26 protein-coding genes and 2 pseudogenes are annotated in these 24,464 nt (G+C 63.9%); 18 read left to right on the top strand and 10 right to left on the bottom strand.

From position 1 onward, the window contains the following. Positions 1-16 precede the first annotated feature (16 nt). The 8 genes from NKH50_RS17550 (at position 17) to NKH50_RS17515 (ending at position 7,209) form a co-directional block, all read left to right on the top strand. Positions 17-538: an Hsp20/alpha crystallin family protein gene (locus NKH50_RS17550; RefSeq protein ID WP_352880115.1), complete on the top strand. Its 522-nt coding sequence runs from the start codon at positions 17-19 to the stop codon at positions 536-538. A gap of 67 nt (positions 539-605) precedes the next feature. After that, the gene (locus NKH50_RS17545) at positions 606-1,283 is read left to right on the top strand and encodes a hypothetical protein (protein ID WP_352880113.1); all 678 of its coding nucleotides are present in this window, start codon (positions 606-608) and stop codon (positions 1,281-1,283) included. A gap of 109 nt (positions 1,284-1,392) precedes the next feature. Further along, the gene (locus NKH50_RS17540) at positions 1,393-1,995 is read left to right on the top strand and encodes a CDP-alcohol phosphatidyltransferase family protein (protein WP_352880111.1); all 603 of its coding nucleotides are present in this window, start codon (positions 1,393-1,395) and stop codon (positions 1,993-1,995) included. Positions 1,996-2,021: 26 nt separating this feature from the next. After that, entirely contained in the window at positions 2,022-3,809 is a 1,788-nt protein-coding gene (locus NKH50_RS17535; RefSeq protein WP_352880110.1) for a bifunctional alpha/beta hydrolase/class I SAM-dependent methyltransferase, read from the top strand. Positions 3,810-3,811: 2 nt separating this feature from the next. Then, positions 3,812-5,155 (top strand): phosphatase PAP2/dual specificity phosphatase family protein, encoded by a 1,344-nt coding sequence (locus NKH50_RS17530; protein ID WP_352880108.1) that lies wholly within the window; start codon positions 3,812-3,814, stop codon positions 5,153-5,155. Further along, positions 5,152-5,580, top strand: a complete 429-nt coding sequence (locus NKH50_RS17525) for a hypothetical protein (protein ID WP_352880106.1) — start codon at positions 5,152-5,154, stop codon at positions 5,578-5,580. The genes NKH50_RS17530 and NKH50_RS17525 overlap by 4 nt, the downstream gene beginning before the upstream one ends. 8 nt (positions 5,581-5,588) lie before the next feature. Next, a complete protein-coding gene (locus tag NKH50_RS17520) occupies positions 5,589-6,251 on the top strand; it encodes a lysophospholipid acyltransferase family protein (RefSeq protein ID WP_254819667.1) in 663 nt (220 codons plus the stop codon). A 22-nt stretch (positions 6,252-6,273) separates the two neighbouring features. Beyond that, complete coding sequence (locus tag NKH50_RS17515; RefSeq protein WP_352880104.1) at positions 6,274-7,209, top strand: phosphatidate cytidylyltransferase; 936 nt, start codon at positions 6,274-6,276, stop codon at positions 7,207-7,209. A 125-nt stretch (positions 7,210-7,334) separates the two neighbouring features. Here NKH50_RS17515 and NKH50_RS17510 read toward each other — a convergent pair whose 3' ends face one another. Beyond that, positions 7,335-9,326 (bottom strand): AI-2E family transporter, encoded by a 1,992-nt coding sequence (locus NKH50_RS17510; protein ID WP_352880102.1) that lies wholly within the window; start codon positions 9,324-9,326, stop codon positions 7,335-7,337. Positions 9,327-9,632: 306 nt separating this feature from the next. Here NKH50_RS17510 and NKH50_RS17505 point away from each other — a divergent pair, with 306 nt between their 5' ends. The 3 genes and pseudogenes from NKH50_RS17505 (at position 9,633) to NKH50_RS17495 (ending at position 12,659) form a co-directional block, all read left to right on the top strand. Further along, positions 9,633-9,923 carry a hypothetical protein gene (locus NKH50_RS17505; RefSeq protein ID WP_254819668.1) on the top strand — a complete coding sequence of 97 codons (291 nt, stop codon included), beginning with the start codon at positions 9,633-9,635 and terminating at the stop codon, positions 9,921-9,923. A gap of 357 nt (positions 9,924-10,280) precedes the next feature. Continuing rightward, positions 10,281-10,536: pseudogene (locus NKH50_RS17500) on the top strand (PhnA domain-containing protein). Between the two features lie 152 nt (positions 10,537-10,688). After that, entirely contained in the window at positions 10,689-12,659 is a 1,971-nt protein-coding gene (locus tag NKH50_RS17495) for an acyltransferase family protein (RefSeq protein WP_352880100.1), read from the top strand. Positions 12,660-12,887: 228 nt separating this feature from the next. Here NKH50_RS17495 and NKH50_RS17490 read toward each other — a convergent pair whose 3' ends face one another. After that, positions 12,888-13,166, bottom strand: coding sequence for a DUF2285 domain-containing protein (locus tag NKH50_RS17490; protein ID WP_352803380.1), 279 nt, complete (start codon positions 13,164-13,166; stop codon positions 12,888-12,890). A 230-nt stretch (positions 13,167-13,396) separates the two neighbouring features. Between NKH50_RS17490 and NKH50_RS17485 the strand changes: the two genes are divergently transcribed. Both NKH50_RS17485 and NKH50_RS17480 read left to right on the top strand, forming a co-directional pair. Beyond that, positions 13,397-13,714, top strand: a complete 318-nt coding sequence (locus NKH50_RS17485; protein ID WP_352803383.1) for a hypothetical protein — start codon at positions 13,397-13,399, stop codon at positions 13,712-13,714. A gap of 247 nt (positions 13,715-13,961) precedes the next feature. Beyond that, complete coding sequence (locus tag NKH50_RS17480) at positions 13,962-14,270, top strand: hypothetical protein (protein WP_292664589.1); 309 nt, start codon at positions 13,962-13,964, stop codon at positions 14,268-14,270. Between the two features lie 44 nt (positions 14,271-14,314). Here NKH50_RS17480 and NKH50_RS17475 read toward each other — a convergent pair whose 3' ends face one another. The 3 genes from NKH50_RS17475 to NKH50_RS17465 form a co-directional block, all read right to left on the bottom strand. Beyond that, complete coding sequence (locus NKH50_RS17475) at positions 14,315-14,920, bottom strand: DUF6456 domain-containing protein (RefSeq protein WP_352507807.1); 606 nt, start codon at positions 14,918-14,920, stop codon at positions 14,315-14,317. Positions 14,921-14,981: 61 nt separating this feature from the next. Next, positions 14,982-15,602 carry a GcrA cell cycle regulator gene (locus NKH50_RS17470; RefSeq protein ID WP_352880098.1) on the bottom strand — a complete coding sequence of 207 codons (621 nt, stop codon included), beginning with the start codon at positions 15,600-15,602 and terminating at the stop codon, positions 14,982-14,984. Positions 15,603-15,673: 71 nt separating this feature from the next. After that, complete coding sequence (locus tag NKH50_RS17465; protein WP_352880096.1) at positions 15,674-16,072, bottom strand: hypothetical protein; 399 nt, start codon at positions 16,070-16,072, stop codon at positions 15,674-15,676. Positions 16,073-16,155: 83 nt separating this feature from the next. Between NKH50_RS17465 and NKH50_RS17460 the strand changes: the two genes are divergently transcribed. Continuing rightward, the gene (locus NKH50_RS17460) at positions 16,156-16,851 is read left to right on the top strand and encodes an XRE family transcriptional regulator (protein ID WP_352880094.1); all 696 of its coding nucleotides are present in this window, start codon (positions 16,156-16,158) and stop codon (positions 16,849-16,851) included. Between the two features lie 286 nt (positions 16,852-17,137). Here NKH50_RS17460 and NKH50_RS17455 read toward each other — a convergent pair whose 3' ends face one another. Beyond that, complete coding sequence (locus tag NKH50_RS17455) at positions 17,138-17,446, bottom strand: hypothetical protein (RefSeq protein WP_352880092.1); 309 nt, start codon at positions 17,444-17,446, stop codon at positions 17,138-17,140. 177 nt (positions 17,447-17,623) lie between these two features. On the opposite strand from NKH50_RS17455, the gene NKH50_RS17450 reads away from it, so the two are divergent. The 3 genes and pseudogenes from NKH50_RS17450 to dinB all read left to right on the top strand — a co-directional run bounded on the left by NKH50_RS17450 (position 17,624) and on the right by dinB (position 19,871). Next, positions 17,624-17,986, top strand: coding sequence for a hypothetical protein (locus NKH50_RS17450; protein WP_352880090.1), 363 nt, complete (start codon positions 17,624-17,626; stop codon positions 17,984-17,986). A 71-nt stretch (positions 17,987-18,057) separates the two neighbouring features. Continuing rightward, a pseudogene (locus tag NKH50_RS17445) lies at positions 18,058-18,516 on the top strand (GNAT family N-acetyltransferase). Between the two features lie 113 nt (positions 18,517-18,629). Beyond that, positions 18,630-19,871, top strand: a complete 1,242-nt coding sequence (dinB, locus tag NKH50_RS17440) for a DNA polymerase IV (protein ID WP_352880088.1) — start codon at positions 18,630-18,632, stop codon at positions 19,869-19,871. Positions 19,872-19,897: 26 nt separating this feature from the next. On the opposite strand, the gene NKH50_RS17435 is transcribed toward dinB, so the two are convergent. Next, a complete protein-coding gene (locus NKH50_RS17435; protein WP_352880086.1) occupies positions 19,898-21,418 on the bottom strand; it encodes an FAD-dependent oxidoreductase in 1,521 nt (506 codons plus the stop codon). A 200-nt stretch (positions 21,419-21,618) separates the two neighbouring features. Then, positions 21,619-21,771, bottom strand: coding sequence for a hypothetical protein (locus NKH50_RS17430; RefSeq protein WP_352880084.1), 153 nt, complete (start codon positions 21,769-21,771; stop codon positions 21,619-21,621). Between the two features lie 277 nt (positions 21,772-22,048). Here NKH50_RS17430 and NKH50_RS17425 point away from each other — a divergent pair, with 277 nt between their 5' ends. Further along, complete coding sequence (locus NKH50_RS17425) at positions 22,049-23,206, top strand: sulfite oxidase (RefSeq protein ID WP_352880082.1); 1,158 nt, start codon at positions 22,049-22,051, stop codon at positions 23,204-23,206. 69 nt (positions 23,207-23,275) lie between these two features. Here NKH50_RS17425 and NKH50_RS17420 read toward each other — a convergent pair whose 3' ends face one another. Next, positions 23,276-23,515, bottom strand: coding sequence for a hypothetical protein (locus tag NKH50_RS17420; RefSeq protein WP_352880080.1), 240 nt, complete (start codon positions 23,513-23,515; stop codon positions 23,276-23,278). A 31-nt stretch (positions 23,516-23,546) separates the two neighbouring features. Next, positions 23,547-24,458: a sigma-70 family RNA polymerase sigma factor gene (locus NKH50_RS17415; protein WP_352880078.1), complete on the bottom strand. Its 912-nt coding sequence runs from the start codon at positions 24,456-24,458 to the stop codon at positions 23,547-23,549. Positions 24,459-24,464 lie beyond the last annotated feature (6 nt).

The raw sequence follows: 24,464 nt of genomic DNA, 5'->3' as shown, positions 1-24,464 counted from the left end.
GAAAGGAGACTATGCAATGGCTATTCGTGATCTCATTCCCTGGGGCCGGGAGAACAATCAGGCCCCCAGCCTGTTCCGCAGCGGCGATCGCGATCCCTTCCTGACGCTGCATCGCGAAATGAACCGTCTGTTCGACGAGGCGTTCCGCGGCTTCGACACGGGGCTGCCGTCGCTCGGTGGCTTCGCCGCGGCCCGCGCCAGCTGGCCGAATGTCGAAATCTCCGATAGCGAAAAGGAGATCCGCGTCACCGCCGAGATCCCCGGCATGGACGAGAAAGACGTCGAGCTGCTGCTCGATGACGGCGTGCTGACGCTGCGCGGCGAGAAGCGTGAAGAGACCGAGGACAAGGACAGGCAGTTCTCCGAACGCTTCTATGGCCGTTTCGAGCGGCGTATCCCGCTCGGCTACGAAGTCGACGAAGACAAGGTCAACGCCGCGTTCCGGAACGGCGTGCTCAGCGTGACGCTGCCGAAGACGGAGCGCGCTCAGGCCAAGGCCAAGCGTATCGCCATCAACGGCGGCAACGGCAAGTCCTGATGGCTCGCAGCAGGACGACGCCCGCTTCTGCCCTGCCGGTTCCGGCGGGCAGAAGCGGGCAATGTCGATGACCCGTTCTCCCGACGCTCCGGTTCCGCCTGACCAGGCGCAGCAAGTCTTGCAGTGCCTGACGACCGAGCATTTCGTGCTGCAAAACGCTCGCGCCGCGACCATTCAGGAAGCGAACCAGCGAGCCGAGCTGTTCCTGACCTCGGTCTCGAGCGCAACGATTGCCTTGTCCTTCGTCGCCCAGGTCACGGAGATGGGCAGGCCGTTCGTGTTGTTCAGTCTTATCTTGCTACCTTGCCTTTTCTTCATCGGCCTGGTCACCTTCGTGCGCGCTGTGCAGATTGCCATCGAGGACATGGTGCATGCCCGCGGCATGGCCAGGATCCGCCACTATTTCGTCGAGCTGGCGCCGGTCCTGCAAAGATACCTTGTCAACTCCACGCATGACGACCTCTCGGCGGTGCTGGTCGACAAGGGCCTCCGCCCCTCGCCGCTGCAATATTTCATGACCACCGCTGGGATGGTGGGCACGATCAACGGCGCCATCGCCGGCGCCTTCACCGGCATCGTTGTTAAGTCCGCTTTCGGCGGAGGCATGTCGCCCGGCGTGATTTGCGGGCTGGCGGTCTTCGCGACATGCATTCTCGTCCTGCGGCGTTATCATAGTCGCGCCTGGGCCACGGCCGAAGAAAGCTTGCCAGCACGGTTCCCGGTCGACAATGGCAGGGAAAGCTAGCGCCGACATACCCGGATGTCGGAAAGTGGCAGGGCGCCGCCCTTGCGTCTTGCGCGCCAATTGACCATCCTCGCCAACATCATTTGCACCGCGGCCGGGGGGTTCGCACATGCCGACGCTTTATGCGCTGAAACCGGCCTTCCAGGCCAGGCTGCGGCCGCTTGCCGACGGCCTGGCCAAGGCCGGCGTCACCGCCAACCAGATCACACTGCTGGCCGCTGCCCTCTCGCTCGCCGCCGGCCTTGCGGTGGCAGCCCTTGCAGGCCGCCGCGCGGTCTTTCTGCTGATGCCGCTCGTGCTGTTTACGCGAATGGCGCTAAACGCCATTGACGGCATGCTTGCAAGGGAACATGGCCAGGCCTCGACGCTCGGCATGTATCTCAACGAGCTTTGTGATGTCGTCTCCGATCTCGCTTTGATCCTGGCCTTTACCGTCATTTTTCCTGCCTGGGGCGTCGTTGCATTCGCTATCGCGGCTGTGATCGCGGAATTCGCCGGCGTGCTCGGCATCGCGGCCGGAGCTGGGCGCAACTATGCCGGCCCGTTCGGCAAAAGCGACCGGGCGCTGGCGCTTGGCATCCTCGCGGTGCTTATCGCGTCCGGCCTGTGGGTCCCGGCGCTCACGCCGCTCGTGTTTCCGGCCATGGCTACACTCTCGCTGGCGACCGCCATCAACCGGATACGCAGCGGCCTTAACGGGAGCGGTAGCTGAATTCCGGTCTCGCCAGGGAGAACAACATGCTTCACCAACAGACGGTTGCCGCGGTGGCTTCAGTCAATATCGAACGGGTGGCGCAGGAGCGCAGCTTCAAGAGCCACGATGGCACAGAGATCTTCTATCGCTATTGGCCGGCGCTGTCGGAAAACCGCAAGGGCGCCATCCTGCTGTTCCACCGCGGCCACGAGCATGGCGGCCGTATGGCGCATCTGGTCGACGAGTTCCAGATGCCCGACCACGCCTTCTATGCGTGGGACGCACGCGGCAATGGCCGCTCCGCCGGCGAACGCGGCTATGCGCCGTCGTTTGCCGCGCTGGTGCGCGACATCGATTGTTTTGTGCGCGAGATCGACAGCGACGGCTTTGCCCGGCGCGACATCGCGCTGATCGCGCAATCCTTCGGCGCCGTGCTTGCCGCCGCCTGGGTGCACGATTACGCGCCCGACATTCGCGCCCTGGTGCTGGCCTCGCCAGCCTTCTCGGTCAAGCTCTACGTGCCCTTCGCCAAGCGAGGCATTGCATTGTGGCAGAAGCTGAAGGGCCGCTTCTTCGTGAATTCCTACGTCAAGGCGAAATTCCTGACGCATGACCCCGAGCGTATCGCCTCCTTCGACGCCGACCCGCTGATCACCCGGCCGATCGCCTCCAACATCCTGGTCGAGCTCTACGGCCATGCCGCGCGCATCGTCGCCGACGCCCGCGCCATCACCGTGCCGACACAGCTTCTGATCTCCGGCAGTGACTGGGTGGTGCGGCATGAACCGCAGCACGAGTTTTTCGTCAATCTGGCGAGCCCGGCCAAGGAGCGGCATGTGCTGCCCGGCTTCTTCCACGACACGCTGGGCGAGCGCGACCGCCACAAGGCACTCGACCTGATCAGGCCTTTCCTTGAAAAGCAATTCGCGGCGTCGGAAAAGCCAATCGACCTGACCGAGGCCGACCGCGCCGGCTACACGCGCGACGAGGCCGACCGGCTTACCTCGCCGCTGCCGCTGCTGTCGCTATGGGGCCTCTACTGGGCAATGAGCCGCGCTTCGATCCGCATGGGCGCCTGGCTGTCGTCCGGTATGAAGACGGGGATTGTCACCGGCTTCGATTCGGGCTCGACGCTCGACTATGTCTACGAGAACGAGGCGCGGGGCATCAGCCCCATCGGCCGCATGATCGACCGCACCTTTCTCGATGCCATCGGCTGGCGCGGCATCCGCCAGCGCAAGCTGCATCTGGAAGAACTGATCGGCAGCGCCGCCGCCTCGCTCAAGGCCGCCGGCCGGCCGGTCCATATCGTCGATGTCGCCGCCGGCCATGGCCGCTACGTGCTCGATGCCGTGCAGAAATGCGCCGAGCCGCCGGCAAGCGTACGGCTGCAGGATTTCTGCGAGCTCAACGTCTCGCTCGGCCGCAAGCTGATCGCCGAGCGCCAGCTGCCGGCGAGCGTCACTTTCCATCAAGGTGACGCCTTCGACGCCACGATGCTGGCCGGGCTCGACCCGGCGCCGGATCTCGCCATCGTCTCGGGGCTCTACGAGTTGTTTTCCGACAATGCCGTGATCGCCCGCTCGCTCGGTGGACTGGCCAGCGCCATGCAGCCGGGAAGCCTGCTCGTCTATACCAACCAGCCCTGGCATCCGCAGCTCGAGATGATCGCGCGCAGTCTGACCTCGCATCGCGGCGGCCAGGCCTGGGTGATGCGCCGCCGCACGCAGGCCGAGATGGACCAGCTGGTGGCGGCCGCCGGCTTCGAGAAGCTCGACCAGCGCACCGACCAGTGGGGCATCTTCACCGTTTCGGTCGCGCGGCGCGTCTGAACATGGACTTGCCTGCCTCTGCCTTACCTCGCGATGCCCCTGCCCTTCCGGCCTTGCCGCGCGAGCCGTATCCCGGGATCGTCCTGCGCGCCGCATTGTGGCTGGCATTTCTGGCGCCGTTCTTCTACGCCACCTACGGCTTCGCCAATTGGCTGGCGTCGCGGCGCGAGGATGTCGGCAGCATCGTCTTCGGCTGGGAGCATGGCATCCCGTTCCTTGCCTGGACGATCGTGCCCTACTGGTCGATCAACCTGTTCTATGGCTTGTCGCTGCTGTTGAACAATTCGAAGAGCGGCGTCGACCGCCTTGCCGGCCGCTATCTGACGGCGCAGCTCGTCGCCGTCGCCTGCTTCATCCTGTTCCCGCTGACTGCGACCTTCGTGCGCCCGCAGACGAGCGGCCTGCCCGGCTTCATGTTCGCCGTGCTCGGCGGCTTCGACAAACCCTTCAACCAGGCGCCGTCGCTGCATATCGCGCTGCTGGTCATCATCTGGGACCATTGGCGTTACAGATTTACCGGCATCGCCGGCTTCGCCTGGCATGTCTGGTGTTTCCTGATCGGCGCCTCGGTGCTGACGACGTGGCAGCACCATTTCATTGACATTCCGACCGGCGCGCTGCTCGGCCTTTTCGCCCTGTGGCTGTTTCCGCGCGACAGCGAGCTGCCGTTCACCGGCTTCCGCCTGAGCGCTGACCCGAAGGCGCGGCGGTTGGCGCTGTTCTATGCGCTCGGCGCAAGCCTTGCCCTGGCCGGCGCCGCTGCCGGCGCGTTGGTCTCGGCGCTGTGGCTCATCCTGTTGTGGCTGGCACTGGCGCTGGCCATAGTCGCTTTCGCCTATGCCGGCGCCGGCGCCAAAGTGTTCCAGAAAACGGCCGATGGCCGCGTGTCGCTGGCCAGCCGTCTACTGCTTTGGCCCTACCGCCTTGGCGCCAAGGCCAATGTGTGGGCATGGACGCGAAAGCTTCCGGCGCATATCGTCGTTGCCGACGGTGTTTCCCTTGGCCGTTTTCCAACCGCCGCCGAAGCCGACCCTTTCGGCACGGTGATCGACCTTGCCGGCGAATTGGAAAGGCCGCGCGGCACCTCGATCCGCTGGGTGAGCCTGCCCATGGTCGACCTTTTGCCGCCGTCTCGCGAGGCGCGTGCGCAAGCGGTGGCGGCGATCGAGGCGGCGCAGAAGCAGGGCGCGGTGCTGGTCTGCTGTGCGCTCGGCTTCCAACGCAGCGCCGCCGTGGTCGCCGAATGGCTGGTCGCCAGCGGCCGGGCCGCCACGCCCGATCAGGCGCGAGGCAAGCTCGCCGCCGCGGGCCGGCCGGTGCATCTTTCCACGGACGCACCGGCATGACCGCCTATCGTGACAGGGCCGAAGCGTTCGCTGCCGGGCTGATGGTGCAGGTGGCATGGCCGCTGCTGCTGATTGCTGCTGCCTTCCTGGCGGCGCCAGTCATCGGCCTGGCGGCTGCGCCGCAAACATCGTCGCTGTCCGCGGTAGCCTGGCTGATCGCCGCCGCAAGTGCCATAGCCACAATCATTCTCTCGGCCCTGCTTTTGTTCGACGCGCTGCTGTTTCGGTTGATGGCCAGCCACGTCAGCGAGGCAGGCGGCGGCGCGGCGATCGACGACGTGCTGGTGCGCATGCGGCTGAAGTCCACGGCTGCCGGCGGCCGCTCGCTCGAGCAGCGGATGGCCGGCACGCGCCGCCTGCTCGCCAAGCAGCGTATCGCGTTCGGCCTGTTCGCGGCGGCCTCGCTCGTCGCGGCATTCTTTTGAGCCCGTCCATGACAAAGCTTCGCGTCAGCACCTATACCCTGCTGCAGACGGTGACCTCGGTCGGCCTGTCGGCGCTGGCCTGGGCGGTCACCGGCGTGCGGCCGATCTGGAACGGCAGCCAGCCATCGGACCGGCAGCGCATCTACTTCGCCAACCATGCCAGCCACGGCGATTTCATCCTGCTGTCGGCCTGCCTCAGCGAGAAGGAACGCGCCCGTACCCATGCGGTGGCGGCCGCCGATTATTGGGGCAAGACGCGGCTGCGCCGGTTCATTGCCGAGGACATGCTGTCTTCCGTGCTGATCCACCGGCAGTGGACGGATGAAACGCAGCACCCGATCTCGATCATGCTGTCGGTGCTTGACCAGGGCCATTCGCTGATCCTGTTTCCCGAAGGCACACGCAACATGACCGACGAACCGCTCCTGCCGTTCCGCTCCGGCCTCTACAATCTGTCGATGGCGCGACCCGATGTCGAGCTCATCCCCTGCTGGATCGAGAACATGTCGCGGGTGCTGCCCAAGGGGCAATTCGTACCGGTGCCGCTGCTCTGCCGCGTCGTCTTCGGGGCGCCGATCGCCATTCAACCTGGTGAGGAACGCCGCGCCTTTCTCGACCGCGCCCGCGAAACGCTGCTGGCGCTGAACCCCCGGCCGGAGCGAGACGATTGAGGACCAAGGCAAAATGCTGCCGATGATGCACGAAACCCTCATTCTGATTGTCGGCCTGCTGGCGGTGCTGATCAGCGCCAGCGTCGTCGCCGGCGTCTTGTCGTGGCGCGCGCCAAAGCCGTTGTCGCCGACGCTGGTCAACCTCACCCAGCGCATCAATGCCTGGTGGGTGATGGTGGTGGCGATCACCGTTGCCTTCTTCTTCGGCCGCCCCGGCATGACCATCCTGTTCGCGCTGATTTCGTTCGCCGCGTTGCGCGAATTCGTGACGCTGACGCACAGCCGCCGCAGCGACCACTGGGTACTGCTCGGCATGTTCGGTATCGTCATCCCGTTCCAGTACTGGCTGGTATGGACCGCCTGGTACGGCATGTTCACCATCTTCATCCCGGTCTACTGCTTTCTGCTGATGCCGGCGATCACCGCGCTGCACGGCGACACCGAGCGCTTTCTCGAGCGCGTCTCGGCGCAGCAATGGGCGGTGATGATTTCGGTCTACTGCGTCAGCCACGTGCCGGCGCTGCTGACGCTCGAGGTGCCTGGCTTCGAAGGCCGCAACCTGTTGCTGATCGCTTTCCTGATCATCACCGTGCAAGGCAGCGACGTGCTGCAATATATCTTCGGCAAGCTGTTCGGCCGGCATCTCCTGGCGCCGACGGTCTCACCGTCGAAGACCTGGGAGGGGCTGGTCGGCGGGCTGGTGGCATCGAGCCTGCTCGGCGTGCTGCTGTCGTTTCTGACGCCGTTTTCGCCGCTGCAGGCAGCCGGCGTCGCCTTCATCGCCTGCCTGATGGGCTTCCTCGGCGGGCTGGTCGCCTCCGCCATCAAGCGCGATCAGGGCGTCAAGGACTGGGGCCATCTGATCGAAGGCCATGGCGGCATGATGGACCGTGCCGACAGCCTGGTCTTCGCCGCCCCGGTCTTCTTCCATACGGTGCGCTATTTCTGGACTGTATGAAGGTTGGCGCCGTTTGCCGCGGCGGACGGTTCAGCGCGACCTTGCGAGGATAACCTGATCCGTTTGGTTATTACCACTTTCGCGAAAGCGGTAATAACCCGACCTGCCGCCGTCGTCGGCCGCGTTCATTTTGCCGCGGCGAGCGGCTCTTTCTTGCGCGCCGGCGTCAAGCGGCGCATGCGGCGTTTGGCGGTAGCCTTCAGCGCCACCGGCGGAGCGCTGGACAACGCGCCGAGCACCGCGCCGACCATGCCGTGTGCGACGAAATCGGCATTGATCTCGTTGGCCAATCTGGCGTCTGCCTCCTGGTTGTCGCTGTCGGGTTCCGACCACAACACGATACCCACCCGCAACCTTGGTTTGGCGCGTTTCAGCCGACGGACCAGGAACCGGCCGTGCTTGACGGAATCGCGGTTCAAAAATCCGACGACGACGGTATCGACGGCGTCGAGTTCAAGGCGGCGAATGCGTCCCGGTTCCAGATCGGCGAAGCTCGCCCTCAACACCGTAGCGCCCTGGACTTCGAGCACCTGCGCCAGCATGGCGGCAGCGGCGTCGTCGAGTTCGCCGCGCCCTCCGGCGCACAGCACCGACATGCCCGTGCCATCCGGCAGTTCGGTGTCGTCCTCGTCGTCCCCCTGAATCTGCTTGTCCTCGCGTACGCCATTGTCCTCGGCCGCGGCCGTATCGTCCGCTTCCGCCTCCTCCTGCGCGCTGTCGTCGAGGTTCGCCACCATCGTCAGCGCGCTGCCGGCGACCTGCTGTCTTTGCTCATCGCTCAACACACCCCGCACACGGTCCTGCTCGCCGAGCAGAAGTGCGGGAATCGCGACCTTGTCGTAGAACTCGACCAGATAGTTTTCCTCCAGCATCTCCTCGGCATGGTCTGTCGCTTCCTCGGGATCGCCGGCCAGCAGCCGCTGGTAAAGCCGGGCGTGCGGTTCGAGCACGGGTTCGTTGCCGAACAGAACGTCGAGGAATTCGAACTGCGGCACATGGCGGCCGAGCACGACGAGGCAGACCGTGAGCGGCGTCGACAGAACCAGGCCCAATGGCCCCCATAGCCAGGTCCAGAAGATCGCCGCAACGATGATGGCCAATGGCGACAGCCCGGTGCGCGAGCCGTAGAGCCAGGGTTCGATCACGTTGCCGGTGATCAGTTCCACGACCACGAAAAGCCCGGCGGTCCAGAGCACGAGCGACCAGCCGGGCGCCACGGCCAGCGCCAGGAACAGAGGCAGCAGCGTCGCGATGACCGGGCCGATATAGGGAACGAAGCGCAGCGCCAGCGCCAGCAAGCCCCACAGCAATGGATTGGGTATGCCCAGAACCCAAAGCCCGAACGTAATCGGCACGGCATAGACGATGTTCACGACCAATTGCATGAGCAGGTAGCGGCCGACCCGCTTGCCGGCATCCTGCAGCGCCTCGGTGGTTCGATGCAGATCGCCGTAGCCGACGAGACGTATGAAACGATCGCGCAGGTCTTCCCGCTCGAGCAGCATGAATATGACGACCACGACGATCAGCCCGGCCGATCCCAGCGGGCTCAGCAGCGGGCCGATCAGATTCTGGAGAACCTCGAGCGGTCGTTCGCGCGCGACGATTTCGACCGGGATCGGCTCCCGCGGAGGCTGATCGGCGGCGGGTTGCACAGGTCCGGGTCTGTCGAGTTCCTGGCCGACGCGTTCGATCACCCGGCTCAATCTGGAAACGATACCGCCGCCGACGCCGGTGTCCTTGAGGGACCGGACCTTGGTCAGGATATTAGCCTGGTAAAGCGGGATGTTCTGCGCCAGTTCACTGACCTGCGTGGCGACGATGAAGGAGAACAGCGCCAGCACCGTGAATGCGCCGAGCACGCTCGCGATCACGGCAGGAAGACGCGGAATGCCAGCGCGCTTGAGTGCCGACACCATCGGTACAAGCGCAAAGGTAAGCAGCAGGGCGATTGCGATCGGCAGAAAGACCTCGCGCCCGAAATAGAGCGCCGCGACGGCCGTCACGACCGACGCTACGCTGGGCAACGATGTGCGCGGAAGCGCCCTGGCAGCGGCAACAATGCCCGCCCGCCGGGGCTCCGACAGGTGCGCGCCGTTTCGACGATTTGCCGCCACTTGATACCTCCGCCCCGCCGTCGCCATGATCGGGCATATTGAGCCGGCGTGCAACTTCGCAGCGTCTCCCCCAACTGGACACCGATTGCCCTGGACCTTAATTGGCTTTGTCGGGCTTCAGATCGGCAGCGCGGCTATTCAGTCACGGTAGAATTTTTCAGTCACGGTAGAATTTTTTGCATAAATGGCGTCACGGGCAATCCTGTTCCATGTCTGCGCCGGAACGCGGAACTTTTGGGTCAAAACACCGTTCCTTCGTAGATCGCTGATGGACAACCTCAAAGCAGCAGCTCAGGAGGAATGATCATGAACATCAAGATGCTTTGCATGGGCGCGATGGCGCTTTCGATGATGACCGGCGCAGCGCTTGCCGCCGGTGCCACTGGCACTTCGGCGCTCGACGATCCGCAGAAAATGTCACCCTTCTTCACCGACGCCGGCATGAAGAGCATGAAGTCGGAAGCCGAATTCAAGACCGCATGGATGGCCATGTCCACGAGCGACCGGGCCATGGTGTTGAAGGAATGCAGCGACGCCGGCATCGCCAAGACGCATGCCGACTTCTGCAAGATGGCCAACCAGCTCGGTAACAAGTGACCGCCGGCTTTTTGCCGATTGTAATAACGGACCAAGCGAAAGGGCGGGCAGGTCCGTCATTGTGCGACCTTCCAGTCTGCACGGCGGGCGCTTAGCCATTTGACGTCGCTACGCCGGAATATCCGCGCAATGAAGGCCATGCTTTTGTTCGATTGCCGTGGCGCCACCGGCATGGCCTGGTCGGAACGCATGTCGCGGAGTGGCCACCCCGAGCGGTCCCGTCTGCTCGCAGCCCGCCGGTTGGGCTCCGCATGGCATTGCCGGCCGGCACGCCTGGCGGCCGGCGCGCTTAACCCAGTGGCTAGGCCAAGTAATGACCCAACCACCTCCGCACCGGAGTCCCACGAAAGACCTGCCATGACCGACGCGATGGTAAGAGACAGCAATGGCACGGCGCTGCACGAGGGCGACGCTGATCAAGGATCTCAAGGTCAAAGGCACCTCGGAGACGATCAAGCGCGGCACGCTGGTGAAGAATATTCGCCTCACCGGCAATCGAGGCGAGATCGAATGCAGCACCAGGCAGGTGAAGGGCCTGGTGCTGAAGACCGAGTTTTTGAAAAAAGGCCTGATCGCCTCGGCACCCTTCGCTTCCATATCAATCGCCTCGTGACTGAACCGCCAATGTGAGCGAATCGCCCATGCGACGAGTGGGAGGAGCCTGTCCCCTCGCCCTATGTTGCACTGCGTTAGATTTGTTGCATTGCAATATCGGCGCATCGGGTCGAGCCTCTGCGAGGTGGGCATTCCTTGCACGAGGTGATTGTGTCGGCATCATTTCGGCCTGACATCGAAGGGCTGCGCGCACTGGCGGTGGCGGGTGTCATCGCCTTCCATTTTGGTCTCTCCGGCCTGCCCGGCGGCTTTGCTGGCGTCGACATCTTCTTCGTCATCTCCGGCTACCTGATTACAAAACACCTGGTTACGGAAATAACCGAAACCGGGCGGCTGAACCTCTGGCGCTTCTACGCCCGGCGCGCCCGGCGCCTGCTGCCGGCGGCACTGTTCGTTATTCTCGCCACGCTGTTTGCTGGTTACTTCATCCTGTCGCCGGAGGAACAGGCGCTCTATTCGAAAGGCGCTATGTTCGCCTCCGCCTACATGATCAACCTCTGGCTGATCCGCTGGTCGTTCGACTATTTCGCCGCCGACGCCACCAACAACCCCTTCATCCACTTCTGGTCGCTGTCGGTCGAAGAACAATTCTATTTGGCATGGCCGGCGCTGCTTTTGATGGCCGCATGGCTGCGCCCGGGCAAGCGCACCGCTATAATCGTCATTGGCGTCGCCGGCCTAGCCTCCTTCGCCGCCTGCGCCTGGCTGACGGAAGTGTCGCAGCCCTGGGCCTTCTACTTCTCGCCTCTCAGGGCCTGGGAATTCGCCGCCGGCGGCCTCGCGACCATGGCGCCGGCAAAGATCTGGCGCGACCGGCCGCTGCTGGCCACGCTCCAGGCATGCCTCGGTCTGGTGCTGATCGCCTGGGCCTATCTGATGCTGGACGAAGACTCGCCGTTTCCCGGGGTGAATGCGCTGGCGCCTGTCGCCGGCACCGTGCTGCTGCTGCTCGGCGGCAGCGGCGGCCGCAATCTGCCGAGCGCCGTGCTGGCGCTGCCCCCCATGCAATGGCTGGGCCGGCTGTCGTATTCGCTCTATCTCTGGCACTGGCCGGTCATCGTCTACGCGGCAATGGTGGTTCCCAACCTGTCCATCCTGGACCGCTTTGCCTGCGCGGCGCTGACGCTGGTTCTGTCGATGTTCACCTATCATTTCATCGAGAACCCGATCCGCCGCAACGGCTGGCTGATGGCCGGAGCAGCGCGGGCGCTGGTGCCCGCCGCCGCGCTGACCGGCGCCGGCGTGGTCGCGGCCTATGGCAATGCGCGCTTTGCCGAGCACAATCTCAGCCCCGAACAGCACGTCATCGCCGACAGCGCCGCCCAGCTCTCCACCGTGCGCGCGACCAATGGCGGCTGCGTGCTCGATTTCGAGACCGTCAAGCCGAAGCCCTGCATGTTCGGCCGCAAGGATGCCCAGCGCTCGGTCGTGCTGTTCGGCGACTCGCATGCCGACCATTGGTCGACGCCGCTGATCAAGGCGGCCGAGAAGAACAATTTTCGCGTCGTCACCTTTCTCAAATCCTCCTGCCGGGCTTCGCGGGTGACGACCTGGAGCTGGCGGCTGAAGCGCGACTACACCGAATGCGACCAGTGGCGCGAGCAGTCGGTCCAGGACATCATCGCGCTGCACCCGCAACTGGTGGTGATTTCGGAATTCTCGATCGGCAATGTGATGAAGGAATCGCCCGAGGAGTTGAAGCACGCCGATTGGCAAGCGCAGTGGCGGACGGGCCTCACCTGGACGCTTCAGGCCTTCAGCCAGGCCGGCATCAAGGTCGCGGTCATCAGGGACGTGCCCTACAATGCAAGCTACGCCGACAAGTGCGTGGCGCGCGCTCTGTGGCGGGGCCAGACGCCCGCGACATGCGACACGCCGAGGATCATGGCGGCAAACGACGACATCGCCACAGTCGAGCGCGACATCGTGCGCTCGACGCCGAACGCCACTTACATCGACATGACCGACCGGTTTTGCGACCAGACCACCTGCCACGTCTTCATCGACGGCAAACTAGCCTTCCGCGACCGCCACCACCTGGCAACGCCCTTCGCCGAAATGCTGGAGCCGGCGGTGGAGCGGGCGCTGTTTTCGGATGTGATGGCGGCGGCTGTGAAGTAACAGTGCGGGATCTTGTCGGATCACGACCGACCAGCCCTTGGCGAGCAACCCACGCCAGGTCAGCTAAGGATGAGACCTGCCAGTAAAACGGTAAGGATAAGCGACAGCGGAACTGCAAGAAGGCAGCACAGCTCGAAAGTATTGGCTCGCCAAGAAGTCATTGGTCGCTTTTCCATGTTGGCCTCCTCCCTCAACGGCCAGACCGGGACGGCGGTTCCTAGATGGTGCTCATCCCCACCACTCATCATGCAATTGGCGCAGTTCGTTCCGCTTCCTGGTCATCCATCGTGCACGCGCCAAATGTGTCGCCCACGCCCGGAAAGCCCTCTCCGGCTCCCGCTCCGGATCAATATGCAGAACGATGCGGGCGACCTCACGCCAATCGGTCCCTTCCGCCGAAGCGTCGAGCAGCCGGATATAAGTAAGCATGCGATCTTCGTCATAACCGGTCAGAACCGAAGACGTCGGCGCTGCGTTCGCGATATGAAGGTTTGGCGGCTTTAGCATTGCGACCTACCAGCACTGGCGCACCGTAGCAGCCTATGAAGAAGCCGGCGCCCTTTGATCGGAGGATGCGGATCGAGATTCGCCTCGACGGTCGACAAATGCGGGCCTCGGGCGGTGGTTCCACGCCCAGCAGGGCTCACGCCTCACCCATCGCGATCGGGTGGACGCAATCTGTGTATTTTACTATGTATTTCAGTGGAACCTAATTTAGTCGGCGCAATTATGCGTGCGTGAGAAAGCGTGAAATCCAGACCGTCACTGAAAGCCGGCTATCGCGGGATCAGTTGGCCGATGATCCAGTGATTGCAGTCGATTTGACCGAACGGATATTGCAGGCGGCCGACAACGACAGGATAGTCTGCCTCGTCGTGGCAACGGAGCAGCTGGAAGCCGACCGCATCGAGAAAGCGGAGCCTCAGGAGACCAGGATTGCCGCTAGTTTCGTCCGGGACTTTGAGGTGATGCTGCTTGTTCTTTATGCGGCCTACGCCCTCGCTGTGCTGGGTGCGACCGCTTTCGTTTTGCTGGAACTGGGGCATGTCCTATAGATCGGCAAGGTGACGGGACTGGCACCGCCCGATTGTCGCTGTTTTGACGGGACACCGGGATACATATGGCGCGGACCACAACCAGCTCGAGGCTTGCGTCGACGGCCACCCTGCCGCACAGCCAGAGGCATTTTCGCCCACGCGGCGCTAATTGGGGCTCTCAGTTGGGGGCATCTTGCTAATTTGTGGAACGAGCCTGCCCCTCGCGGGTTTTTCTATTAGAGGGACGTTAATGAAGGAGGTAGCTATGAAGAAGCTCCTGCTTGCCTCGGTGATCGCCATCGCCTCGGCGGCTTCCGTGATTGGCCCGGCCAATGCCGGCGGCAGCGTCACGATCGGCATCGGCAACGGCTATGACGACGACTATTATTATCGCCACCATCGGTATTCCGATTACGACGATGAGTACGTCCCCCGTTACCGCTATGATGTCTATAACGAGGACTACGCGCCGCGCTACCGGTACCGGTACCACCGGCGCTGCCATACCGAAGTCATCAGGCACTGGCGTCATCACCACCGGATCATCGAAAGAATCCGTGTCTGCCGTCGTTGACGGATCGATCCGGCCGGTAGTGCCGGCCGGATCGGCGGGGCTCCTCATCTCGGCTTGCGCATCAGCATCATGCCGTAATGCACGGCCAATATGTCGAGCCCGATCTTGAGTAGTTTCACCACCACGTCGCGCGGTTCGCCCGCCTGTTCGGCCAGGCTCTTGACCGTTGCGTCGGCACAGCAGACCTTTTGCACGATGCCGGCGATCTCCCAATGGACAAGCGCCCTGGTGGCCTCGGCATGGTCGCGGCCGGCGGACAGGATGTGTTCTGCGACGCCGCTGCCGGTGCGGCCGCCGTCGACACGCTCGGCCCAAGCCATCGGCTTGGCGGTTGCCTCCGACGAACTGCGGAAATCCTGGCGGTAGCGCATCCCCGCCTCGCGCTGCTGGCGCGACAGCGAGGTGAGGCCGCTCAGCGGGTCGACATTGCGCACCCGCACGATGCCGCCGGTCGCGGTGTGGCCGTCATTGGAGACCTCATAGAGGCGCGCCGCCTCCTGCGTTCCTTTGGCCAGCCGCTTGCGGCCGAACCTGTCGTCCTTCAGCGCGAAATCATGGCCGATCTCCTTGCGGATGCGCACCTGCTCGGCCTCGCCCTTCGGCAATCGCGGCGGCCTGGCTTTGGTCTTCTGGGCGGTTTTGCTGCTCATCGGCTCGGTCCTCCTGGTTTTCCGTCGTCGGGCTCTGGCGAATTTCCGTCATCCACTGGGCTCAAATCGCTTCGGCCGGCAGCGTGCGCAGGAAGCGCGCCGCGTGATAGGCGCAGTAACTTTTCGAAGGCTTTGTGCGCAGCCCGCAGCACAGCATGTCCAAACCGGGGCGACTGCCGGTGGCATCGTTTTCGGCATCCTCCTGCAGCGTCGTGTCGAGCGGCGCGCGGCAACGGTCGAAAAGGCAATCGATGAAGCGCATGGCGGCGAAATGTGGCTGGCGGCCACCGGCGGCGATCGGGCGCGGCGCCTGCATTTCGAGCGGCTCGCCATCGGACCCGGTGATCCGAGCCGGACCCGGCTGCCAGGCCGGCGGCGCCAGCCTGGCCGACAGCCTTGCCGGGCGGCAGCGTGGCTCGGCCGGTACTGCCCCTGCTTGGCCGGCGGGGTTCGACGACTCTGGCGCCGATTTTCCATGCCGGCCGCCACACCAGCCCTTGGACCTGGCAAGGCCGATGGCGCGCAAAGGGGCCGTGCGGTGGACGATGCCGATGATGGCCGCGCGCGAGGCCGGGCGGCCGCCGAGCGCGGTCAACCGGGTAGCGATCTTCGCGGCCGACAATCCGCTCATCAGCCAGTTCTCGATTTGTTCCAGTTCCGAGGCGGAATAGCGGGCGGCCATGATGTTTTGTTCCCTGCAAAGATGGTTGTGTGTGCGGCGCCGGCTTCGCCCGCCTCAGGCTTGAAAGGCGGTCAGCCTTCTCGTGGTCTGCTGCGGTCGAGCTTCATCTCGGCCGCCTGCCTTGTTGCGCCGGACACTGCCTTGCCCGTCCGCTTGTCGAACGCGATGACCGTGCCGTCTTCGGTGCGGATGCAGGAAACCGCAGCATCCGCATTGCCGACCGGCAGGTAATTCGTGGCCGGAGCCGTGAGGGGAACGGCTCCGGCCGTTCCGGCCGCTTGCGCTGCCGGATCCGAGGCGCGAGCCTCGGGCATCGTCCCGGCCGGGGAGGAGGACAGCCGCGACGAAGGGGAAAGGGTTGGCACATGCATGGCCTCGGCGATCGGTTGGGGTACCGCCTCCAGGCGAACGCTGCCGGCACGCTGAACGGCGGATTCGAGGACCGAGAGCTGGTGAAGCGACTTGTGCATGCCAAACATAAGAGCATAACTCAAATCATAATGCAAGCGATTCTTGCATAGACGAAACCGAATCTTACGTCTCAGATGGAGCCATGGCGAAAACTGCACTGTCGATTAAGGTCGGAGCGGCGATCCGCCGGGCGCGCAAGCAGCGCGGCCTGGTGATGCGTCACATTGCCGAGCACAACGACACCGACGTCGCTGCCGTCGGCAATTGGGAAACCGGGCGCAACCTGCCCAAGACCGAGAACCTTTTGAAGACCGCCGCTTTCCTGCGCGTCGATCCGGTGGCGCTCGGCAAGGGCGAGGTCGTCTTCCTCGAAGATGCCGGACCGGTCGCCGATGCCGAGATCGTCACCGATCCCGGCCCCCTGCCCGCCGGACCGATGGACGTCCAGCTTCTCGGCACCGCCGTCGGCGGCGACGATGGCGACTTCACCTTCAACGGCCAACCGGCCGGCTATGTCCAGCGGCCGCCGGGGATCCGGCATCTGCGCAATGTGTTTGCGCTGCACGTGCTGAGCGATTCGATGGTGCCGCGCTACGAGCCCGGCGAGATGATCTATTGCGGCGGCCGCGACGCCGTGCCCGGCGACCATGTGGTGATCGAGACGCTGCCCGAAGAGAACGAGCAAAACGGCAAGGCCTTCATCAAGAAGCTGGTCAAGCGCACCGCCGCCGAACTGATCGTCGAACAGTACAATCCGCCCAAGACGCTGACCTTCAACCGCTATGCCATCAAGAACGTCTTCCGCGTCATCCCGCTCAAGGAACTGCTGGGGTATTGAGGAGGGAGCTTTCCCTTCTCCCGAGAGAAGCAGGACAATCGCACATAGGCAAGTGCCCCCTCACCCGGAATGCCAGCCGAATTGCGAAGGGCAATTCGGGGCAATCTGACCTCTCCCCGAGGGGCGAGGAGGTCGCCTGCATTGATGCCAAGCCCTTCTCCCCAGCGGGCAGAAGGTGGCCGCCCGCGGGTCTTGCCTCAGGCAAGCCCGAGGACAGGCTCCGCGGCCGGATGAGGGGGACCCGTATGCGATAGCCCGCCCTGAGAAGCGGACCCGCGCCCGCCCCTCAAGCCCGCCTCGACTGCTCCGGCTCTCGACCGTTGAGCAGGCGCGCCTCGGCGCGCACCCGTTGCCGGTCGTCGATGAAGGCGGCCTGGATCGAAACGGCGGCGCCCGGCAGGCCATCGGCACGGCAGGCCTTGCAGATGAGGCGCCCCGAAAGCGCTGATAGCGGCGTCTCCGGCGTCACCCCATGCCGCTTGAGCTCGGCCGGCTTCCACCACCTGTTGCGGCCGCAGTCGATGCACTCGACGGCAATCGAGACAACATCGGCGATCGTCGCTTCCTTGCCCGCCAATGCCATGGCCACCCCCATCGTTGTTCCTGCTTTGTTCACATCATTATCGGTTTTTGGAGCGGAGTCGAGTCGGTTCCGCTTACATCAACGTGAAAGTTTCACTTGTTCAATTATTGAGTTATGCTTATATCTGGCTGCGGGCTGGAATCGGCGCGAGCCACAGAACCGCGGCCGGCCGGCAGCAAGGGAGCGACGATGAACCCAGCCCAGTTCGCCCATGCCTGCGGCTATAGCGGCGACAGCCCGGCCATGCTTGCCGCTTTCGCGGCCATCCGCCAGGACGGCATCCGCAAGGCACGCCAGGGTCATCGCCAGCGCAAGGCGGCGATTGACCAGATGAAGCCGAGCCGCGCTCTGTTCCTGGCGGCGATCCGTCCGGCGCAGTCAGCCGAGGAGGCACTCGAGGACGCCGCCCGCTTCCTGTCGATGTTCCGCAACATGCCGCGCTGGCGGCAGGAAAGGCGCGCCGCCGACCTCGCCCGCGCCAGGCAACAGCGCCTCTTCGCCCGCTTCTTCCGCCGCTACGGCCACCGCCTCTGGGCGTTTGAGACCGCCTGAAGGCGCGGACCTCCCTTGCGGGTCAAAACGGATATTGCGATCGCCGACGTCGCACCGTATGTCTTCGCGCGATGAGCGAGATCGAATTCCGTCGCGCGCAGGCGCCCGACCTGCCGGCGATCGTTGCAATGCTTGCCGACGATGTGCTCGGCGCAGACCGGGAAGACCCATCCACGCCGCTTGCGCCATCCTATCTCGATGCCTTCAGCGCAATCGATGCCGATCCCAACTAGTTGCTGGCCGTGGCTGTCGAGGCCGGGCAAGTGGTCGGGACCCTGCAACTCACCTTCCTTCCGGGTATCTCCAGGAAGGGTGCCTGGCGCGGCCAGATCGAAGGCGTTCGCGTCGCCCGGCAATGGCGCTCGCGCGGCGTCGGCAAACTGATGGTCGAATGGGCGATTGAAACGTGCCGTTCGCGCAATTGCAGCTTCGTCCAACTCACCACGGACAAAGGTCGACGGGAGGCGCACGATTTTTACGAGCGCCTCGGTTTCACCGCCAGTCATCTCGGCTACAAGATGGCGCTGTAGGTTGCGGCGGCGGCCTCCGCGCTGCTTGACAATTCACCCGCAATGTTCTCTTTATGTTCCTATCATAACGCGAGACAATGCGGCGTTCGAGTGGCCGCGGGCGAACGGGCCGGATGGAAGCCAACATCCTCCACGCGGATCTGGATGCCTTCTATGCCTCGGTCGAACAATTGCTCGACACGGCCTTGCGCGGCAAGCCGATTGCCGTCGGCGGCGGGGTCGTGCTTGCCGCATCCTATGAAGCCAAGGCGTTCGGCGTGCGCGGCGGTATGCCGGGACGGCGGGCGCGGGAACTCTGCCCGCAACTCATTTTCGTCGGCGGCCATTTCAAGGACTATCAGCGGCTGGGCGATGCGGCAATCAAGGTGCTCGGCGACTTCACGCCGGTGGTCGAGCGGATTTCGATCGACGAGGCCTTTGCCGACGTCGCCGGCTGCACCCACCTCTTCGGCTCGCCGGCTGAGATCGCCGGCAAGATACGCCGCCGCGTGCGGGCCGAGCTCGGCTTGCCGATCTCGGTCGGCGTGGCCCGCACCAAGCATCTGGCCAAGATCGCCTCACAGGTCGCAAAGCCGGACGGGCTGGTGGTGGTCGATCCGCGCCACGAGCTGGAGTTCCTGCACCACCTGCCGGTCGAGCTGATGTGGGGTGTCGGCCCGGTCACCAGGGAGCGGCTGGCCGGTATCGGCGTCGACACCATCGGCGAGTTGGCGAAGACCAACAGTGGCGCGCTGGAGCGCCTGCTCGGGCCGGCGGCGGGAGAGAAACTGAACGCGCTGGCGTGGAACCGCGATCCGCGCAAGCTTGAGACGCAGCGCCGGGCGCGCTCGGCCGGCGCGCAATCGGCGCTCGGCCGAAAACCGGCCGACGAGCAGGTCTTCGTCCCCGCCCTGCTGCATCTGGCCGACAGGGTCGCCACCAGGTTGCGTGCGAAATCCCGGCCCGGCCGCAAGGTGACGGTTCGCGTCCGCTTTGCCGATTTGCGCTCGGTGACGCGCTCGGTCACGCTCGACCAGCCGATTTCGGCAACCGCGATGCTGGCCGAGATCGCCGAGGCGCTGGTGCGCAAGGTGCTCATCGACCATCCGCACGAAAAGACAATCTCGCTGCTGGCGATCGCCGTATCGCATCTGGAGCAGCATGCCGGCCTGCAACTGGAACTGCCGCTCGGGCTCGACGACGACCGCCGCCGCCCCGGCACCCGGAAGGGCGCGGCGCGCTGGACCGCGGATCGCGCCATCGACAAGATCCGCGACCGCTTCGGCTGGGAGGCGGTCGGCTACGCCTCGATCGCGCTCGAACTACAGCGGTCGGTTCCCGACGCATTTCGGGAGCTGGCCGAGAAGGAATTGTGAGTTGCGCGGCGGGGGCGAAAAAAGAATTATCCGACAGGAGCCAGGGGCGATACGGCCGGCCCGTTCAAAGCCGTGCCGTCGACGGCAAAATGCGAGCCGTGGCAGGGGCAGTCCCAGCAGCGTTCCAATGAGTTCCAATGAACGTGGCAGCCGACATGGGTGCATGCGGCCGAGCGCTTGTGGAGCGTGCCGTCCTCATCGCGAAAAGCCGCGACTTTGGTAAGCCCTTCGCGCACGATAGCGCCCTCTCCCGGCCGCAGCTTATCGGCGGAATCGATTTCGCCGGGCGCACCATACTCGGCAAAACTCCTGATCGCTGTCGCATTCTCCGCCAGATAGTCGCCGATCGCGCGTGCCGTCTTGCGGGAGGGCTCGTAAAGTTCCCGCCAGGCGCTTTCCCCCTTCAGGATCAGGTCAGAAATCAGTTGGCCGGCAACAACTCCATGGGTGATGCCCTGACCGGAATCGCCGGTGACCACGAAGACATGCCGGTTGCCGGGATTGCGGCCGATGAACCCGGCATGGTCGACGGTCTCCATCACCTGCCCGGACCATCGATTGGTTTCCGCGCCGATATCGGGCACCAATTTTTTAATCCAGTCCGCCAGGGCCGCGAAGCGGTTGTCGGCATCGTCGGCCTGCCCTGTCTTGTGGTCCTCACCACCGACGATCAGAAAGTCGGTTTTGCCTTCACCAGGCTGCAGGCGAACGTAGTGATAGGGATCCAGCGTGTCCCAATAGAGTGCATCCGGCAAAACGTCGCGCGCGATCTCGAACGACATCGCGTAGGTCCGATACGGCGCTTGCTTGGTGTGGAGCGCGACCCGATCGTTGATCGGCGAATTAGTGGCGACAACGGCCGATCTGGCAGACACGGTAAAGCCCGAGACCGTGCTTACGCGGACGCCGCCGTCGGTCTCCGCGACCTTGTCGACGATGGTCTCCGCATAAAGCATGCCGCCGCGCGCGCGAATGCCCGCAGCCAGCCCGCGGAGATATTTGAGGGGGTGAAATGTCGCCTGATTGGCGTAGCGAAGGACGGGCGTATCCGAAAAGCCTGCAAACGACACGCCTGCGGTTTTCTCGACGTCGACACCAATCTTCAGAGCGGCGCCCAGTTCGCGCTCGATGACGGATTCCCTTCTGCCTGACGCCGGAAACAGAAAGCCGTCGAGGCGGCGGAAATCACACGCGATACCCTCTGCTTCCTGGATCGATTGGACACGGTCGATAGCCGCCGACTGGCTTTGGTAGTAAATCCGCGCCAGTTCCTCGCCGCGCAATTTGATCAGTTCCGAAAAATAGTCGTCGCAGATCGATGACAGATGCGCGGTGGTGCGTGCCGTCATGCCGCTTCCGATCCGGCCGCGGTCGAGCACCGCCACCTTTTGCCCGGCGATCGCCAGTTCGTAGGCGACCGACAGTCCGGCAATGCCAGATCCGACGACCACCACATCGACCTGTTCACTCCGCTCGAGCGGAACCGCCTCAGGCGCGACTTCGGTTGCCGCCCAAAGCGATACAGTCCTTTCATCGCTGACATTCATGGCGGAACTTCCAGACGTGATAGCCGGTAAACGGACGCGAGGGTTCAAAGTTCCTCGACGCCTGAATGCCTGCGTAAGCTTGACGTCACCGCCGGTCCGCCCCGACGCGTTGTGAGCCGGCCTGGCTGGGGCGGTGCGATGCACTTTGCGTCAGGAGGTATCGTTTCCTGCAAATGCGAGATTCGAGGCAGCCCTGGTCGTCAGACCACAAGCGTTGCACCGCCCCAAGCGATCAGGGCGGTGCCGGCCGCACGGCCAACCCACCGGCCGGCAGGAAACACCGGTTCGACGAGAACCCACGAAGGTCCCGAAATGACCCAGAAGCGGGCGTTCGGCAGCGATCCGAGCAGCAACGATTTGGCAGGACCGAAAATCGGCATGGAATGTCGCAATCATCATCATGTCCCGTCCAAGTTGTGGACACTTCCTTCTCAAAGGCGCACTCTTGGCATGCGAAACGCGAGCCAGAGTTTCGTCCAACGCTTCACATGCCTGACTTGCGTCGGTGATCGTCTGAGCTATCCGGATATTTCCGGGTTGGCAGACTTCACATTGTGTCGCCCATCCGTGATCAGGCTACGGCCTAAGGCACGTTGCAGCCCGTTCCGGATCCACTGGGAGGTAAACAACATGCCTGATTTTCAGCGCAGAGAACTTCTTGTTCAAGGAAGCGCGGCTCTTGCCGCAATTGCTGCTCTCTATACCTCGCGTCGGGCTTACGCTTTTCCAACACGGCCGAGCGAGGAAGTTATTCCATGGCTGGATCAGCCGACCGAAAATCCCGATCCGGTAGGTATCCAGAAACAGCTTGTCTGGGAGGATTTGGATAGCTGGATAACGCCAAACGACAAGTTCTTCAGCATCTCGCATTTCAACCGACCAACGATCGACGAGAAGACATGGTCGATGGAGATCGGAGGCCTGGTCAAGAAGCCCTTAAAATTGACGCTCGCCGACATCAGGGCACGACCGCGGCAGGAGGTCGTTTTCACAGTGGAATGCTCGGGCAACCACGGGTTTCCCTTTTTCACCGGCGGCATCGGCAATGCCCGCTGGGCTGGGACGCCGCTCGCCCCGATCCTCGAGGAAGCCGGCGTTCTGGAGAAGGGCATCGAGGTCGTCTTTTTCGGTACTGACAAAGGCGAGGTCGCAATACGCGACGTCAAGATGCAGCAGAACTTCGCTCGCAGCATGTCGCTCGCCGACGCGATGAACCCCGATAATCTCCTCTGCTATGAAATGAATGGAGCCGTCTTGCCGGCGCCCAATGGCTTCCCGGTACGGCTCATTGCGCCAGGCTGGTACGGGATCGCCAACGTCAAGTGGCTAAAGCGCATCGAGGTTCGCGATACGCGGTTCATGAGCCTTCTGATGGCCCGTGACTATGTGACCATCCGGGAGGAGGACCACAACGGCGAGACCGTATGGGCCGAGACGTCAGTCGGGCGAGCGCTGATAAAGTCCGCGCCTGCGAAGGTTACCCGGAAAGACTCAGATTACCGCATCGTTGGCGCAGCCTGGGGGGCGCCGATCGACCGGGTCGAAGTGCAAATCGACCAGGGGCCTTGGGCACCAGCGACCATTGACCACAGTGAGGAGGCAGAACACGCCTGGAAAATTTGGTCCCTGGCTTGGGCAAATCCCTCTCCTGGAGAACACACGGTGACCTCGCGCGCGGTCAGCACCACGGGACAAATTCAACCGGCGATGGACGATCCCTTGATTGCCAAGAAACACACATACTGGGAGAGCAATGGCCAGGTGACGCGCCGCGTGCGTGTCGGCTAGAGCATTTTGCAGCCAAATGGAATCATTTTGCGTCCGCATAAATGCGGCAAAACAAATAGTTAGAGCGGGTTACCGGTTCCAGGAGAGCCGGAACCGCTCTAAGAACTTGCTGCCATGTGGCAATTGCGTTTGGGTCAACCAGGAAGAGGCTGCCTGATCCGAAAGCTGGCGCCGCTCTATATCGAGCATGACGGCTGTGGGCCGTAGATCCTCTTCGCGACGATACCGCTCCCCGAAATCGGAAGCGGAACCCTTCAGCTTTGTGACCGAGGCGATGGCAGACTTGTCCGGTGGCGCAACCTTGGCCACGTCGCCTCCGCGCGCCATCTCGGCAAGCCCCTCACCGCTCTATCGTACTGATCTCCGCATCGGGCAAGCACCAGGGTGCGTAGCGGAAATCGCGGATCTGGACGACCTGCTCGTCCCGCCATTCGACCAGCATGAAGCCGCGCACGGCGCCGTCCGGCTCCCCAGGGTTGCGGATGAGGATCGCCGGCCGGCAGTCGACAAAGCCCAGCGACAGCGCCCAATCGGTCGCGCGGTCGTAATTGCCGAAATAGGTCGATACCTCGGCCTTGCCGCGCAGGCGGACGCGGTTGACGACATCGAGCCGGACGTCGTCGGCGATCAGAGCCCTGACCGCGTCGAAGTCGCGCGCGTTGAACAGGTCGACATAGCGCCGCAGCCGGCGCTCGTCATCGGCGTCGAGCCTCGGCGCGAGCGCCTGCTCGGGCTGCAGCGCCAGCAGCTTGAGCTGAGCCCGCCCGCGATGCAGCGCGGCCTTGGTGGCGGCGAGCGTCGCGCCGGTGACTTCGCAGGTCTCGTGCAGGCTGAGGCCAAGCACGTCGACCAGGATCACGGCGCTGCGCTGCGGCACCGAAAGCTGCATGAAGGAGCGCAGGCCGGTCTGGGCGGCGAGCCGGCTGTCGGCGCTGCCGGAGGGATCCTCGATGACGCTCATGTCGGCCTCGGTCATGCGCGACCTTTCCCGATTGCGCCGCCGCAGATGATCCTGCGCGGCATTGTGGGCGATGCGAAACAGCCATTGCTCCGGCCGTTCGACCATCGCGCCGCCGTCGATCGCCTGCAGCGCCTTGATCAGCACCTCCTGGACGATATCCTCGCCGTCGATCACCGAGCCGGCCATGCGCGCGCAGTAACGATGCAGCCTTGGCCGCAACCCGACGAGCATTGCCTCCAAAGTCGCCCTGTTCATTTTCGGCGTAGCGTCCCATTTCTGCGCGAGCGGCATGGCAGG

It is taken from the genome of Mesorhizobium sp. M1027 (genome assembly GCF_040318745.1).
GTDB lineage: Bacteria > Pseudomonadota > Alphaproteobacteria > Rhizobiales > Rhizobiaceae > Mesorhizobium.
Note: the sequence above shows the minus strand (reverse complement) of the source record. Positions and strands in the feature narration are given on the sequence as shown.

What these genes read in the sequence shown, in the direction of transcription:
- NKH50_RS17550 (WP_352880115.1), top strand. Translation starts at nt 17, where the DNA reads ATGGCTATTCGTGATCTCATTCCCTGGGGCCGGGAGAACAATCAGGCC.
- NKH50_RS17545 (WP_352880113.1), top strand. Translation starts at nt 606, where the DNA reads ATGACCCGTTCTCCCGACGCTCCGGTTCCGCCTGACCAGGCGCAGCAA.
- NKH50_RS17540 (WP_352880111.1), top strand. Translation starts at nt 1,393, where the DNA reads ATGCCGACGCTTTATGCGCTGAAACCGGCCTTCCAGGCCAGGCTGCGG.
- NKH50_RS17535 (WP_352880110.1), top strand. Translation starts at nt 2,022, where the DNA reads ATGCTTCACCAACAGACGGTTGCCGCGGTGGCTTCAGTCAATATCGAA.
- NKH50_RS17530 (WP_352880108.1), top strand. Translation starts at nt 3,812, where the DNA reads ATGGACTTGCCTGCCTCTGCCTTACCTCGCGATGCCCCTGCCCTTCCG.
- NKH50_RS17525 (WP_352880106.1), top strand. Translation starts at nt 5,152, where the DNA reads ATGACCGCCTATCGTGACAGGGCCGAAGCGTTCGCTGCCGGGCTGATG.
- NKH50_RS17520 (WP_254819667.1), top strand. Translation starts at nt 5,589, where the DNA reads ATGACAAAGCTTCGCGTCAGCACCTATACCCTGCTGCAGACGGTGACC.
- NKH50_RS17515 (WP_352880104.1), top strand. Translation starts at nt 6,274, where the DNA reads ATGATGCACGAAACCCTCATTCTGATTGTCGGCCTGCTGGCGGTGCTG.
- NKH50_RS17505 (WP_254819668.1), top strand. Translation starts at nt 9,633, where the DNA reads ATGAACATCAAGATGCTTTGCATGGGCGCGATGGCGCTTTCGATGATG.
- NKH50_RS17490 (WP_352803380.1), bottom strand. Translation starts at nt 13,166, where the DNA reads ATGCTAAAGCCGCCAAACCTTCATATCGCGAACGCAGCGCCGACGTCT.
- NKH50_RS17480 (WP_292664589.1), top strand. Translation starts at nt 13,962, where the DNA reads ATGAAGAAGCTCCTGCTTGCCTCGGTGATCGCCATCGCCTCGGCGGCT.
- NKH50_RS17475 (WP_352507807.1), bottom strand. Translation starts at nt 14,920, where the DNA reads ATGAGCAGCAAAACCGCCCAGAAGACCAAAGCCAGGCCGCCGCGATTG.
- NKH50_RS17470 (WP_352880098.1), bottom strand. Translation starts at nt 15,602, where the DNA reads ATGGCCGCCCGCTATTCCGCCTCGGAACTGGAACAAATCGAGAACTGG.
- NKH50_RS17465 (WP_352880096.1), bottom strand. Translation starts at nt 16,072, where the DNA reads ATGCACAAGTCGCTTCACCAGCTCTCGGTCCTCGAATCCGCCGTTCAG.
- NKH50_RS17460 (WP_352880094.1), top strand. Translation starts at nt 16,156, where the DNA reads ATGGCGAAAACTGCACTGTCGATTAAGGTCGGAGCGGCGATCCGCCGG.
- NKH50_RS17455 (WP_352880092.1), bottom strand. Translation starts at nt 17,446, where the DNA reads ATGGGGGTGGCCATGGCATTGGCGGGCAAGGAAGCGACGATCGCCGAT.
- NKH50_RS17450 (WP_352880090.1), top strand. Translation starts at nt 17,624, where the DNA reads ATGAACCCAGCCCAGTTCGCCCATGCCTGCGGCTATAGCGGCGACAGC.
- dinB (WP_352880088.1), top strand. Translation starts at nt 18,630, where the DNA reads ATGGAAGCCAACATCCTCCACGCGGATCTGGATGCCTTCTATGCCTCG.
- NKH50_RS17435 (WP_352880086.1), bottom strand. Translation starts at nt 21,418, where the DNA reads ATGAATGTCAGCGATGAAAGGACTGTATCGCTTTGGGCGGCAACCGAA.
- NKH50_RS17425 (WP_352880082.1), top strand. Translation starts at nt 22,049, where the DNA reads ATGCCTGATTTTCAGCGCAGAGAACTTCTTGTTCAAGGAAGCGCGGCT.
- NKH50_RS17415 (WP_352880078.1), bottom strand. Translation starts at nt 24,458, where the DNA reads ATGCCGCTCGCGCAGAAATGGGACGCTACGCCGAAAATGAACAGGGCG.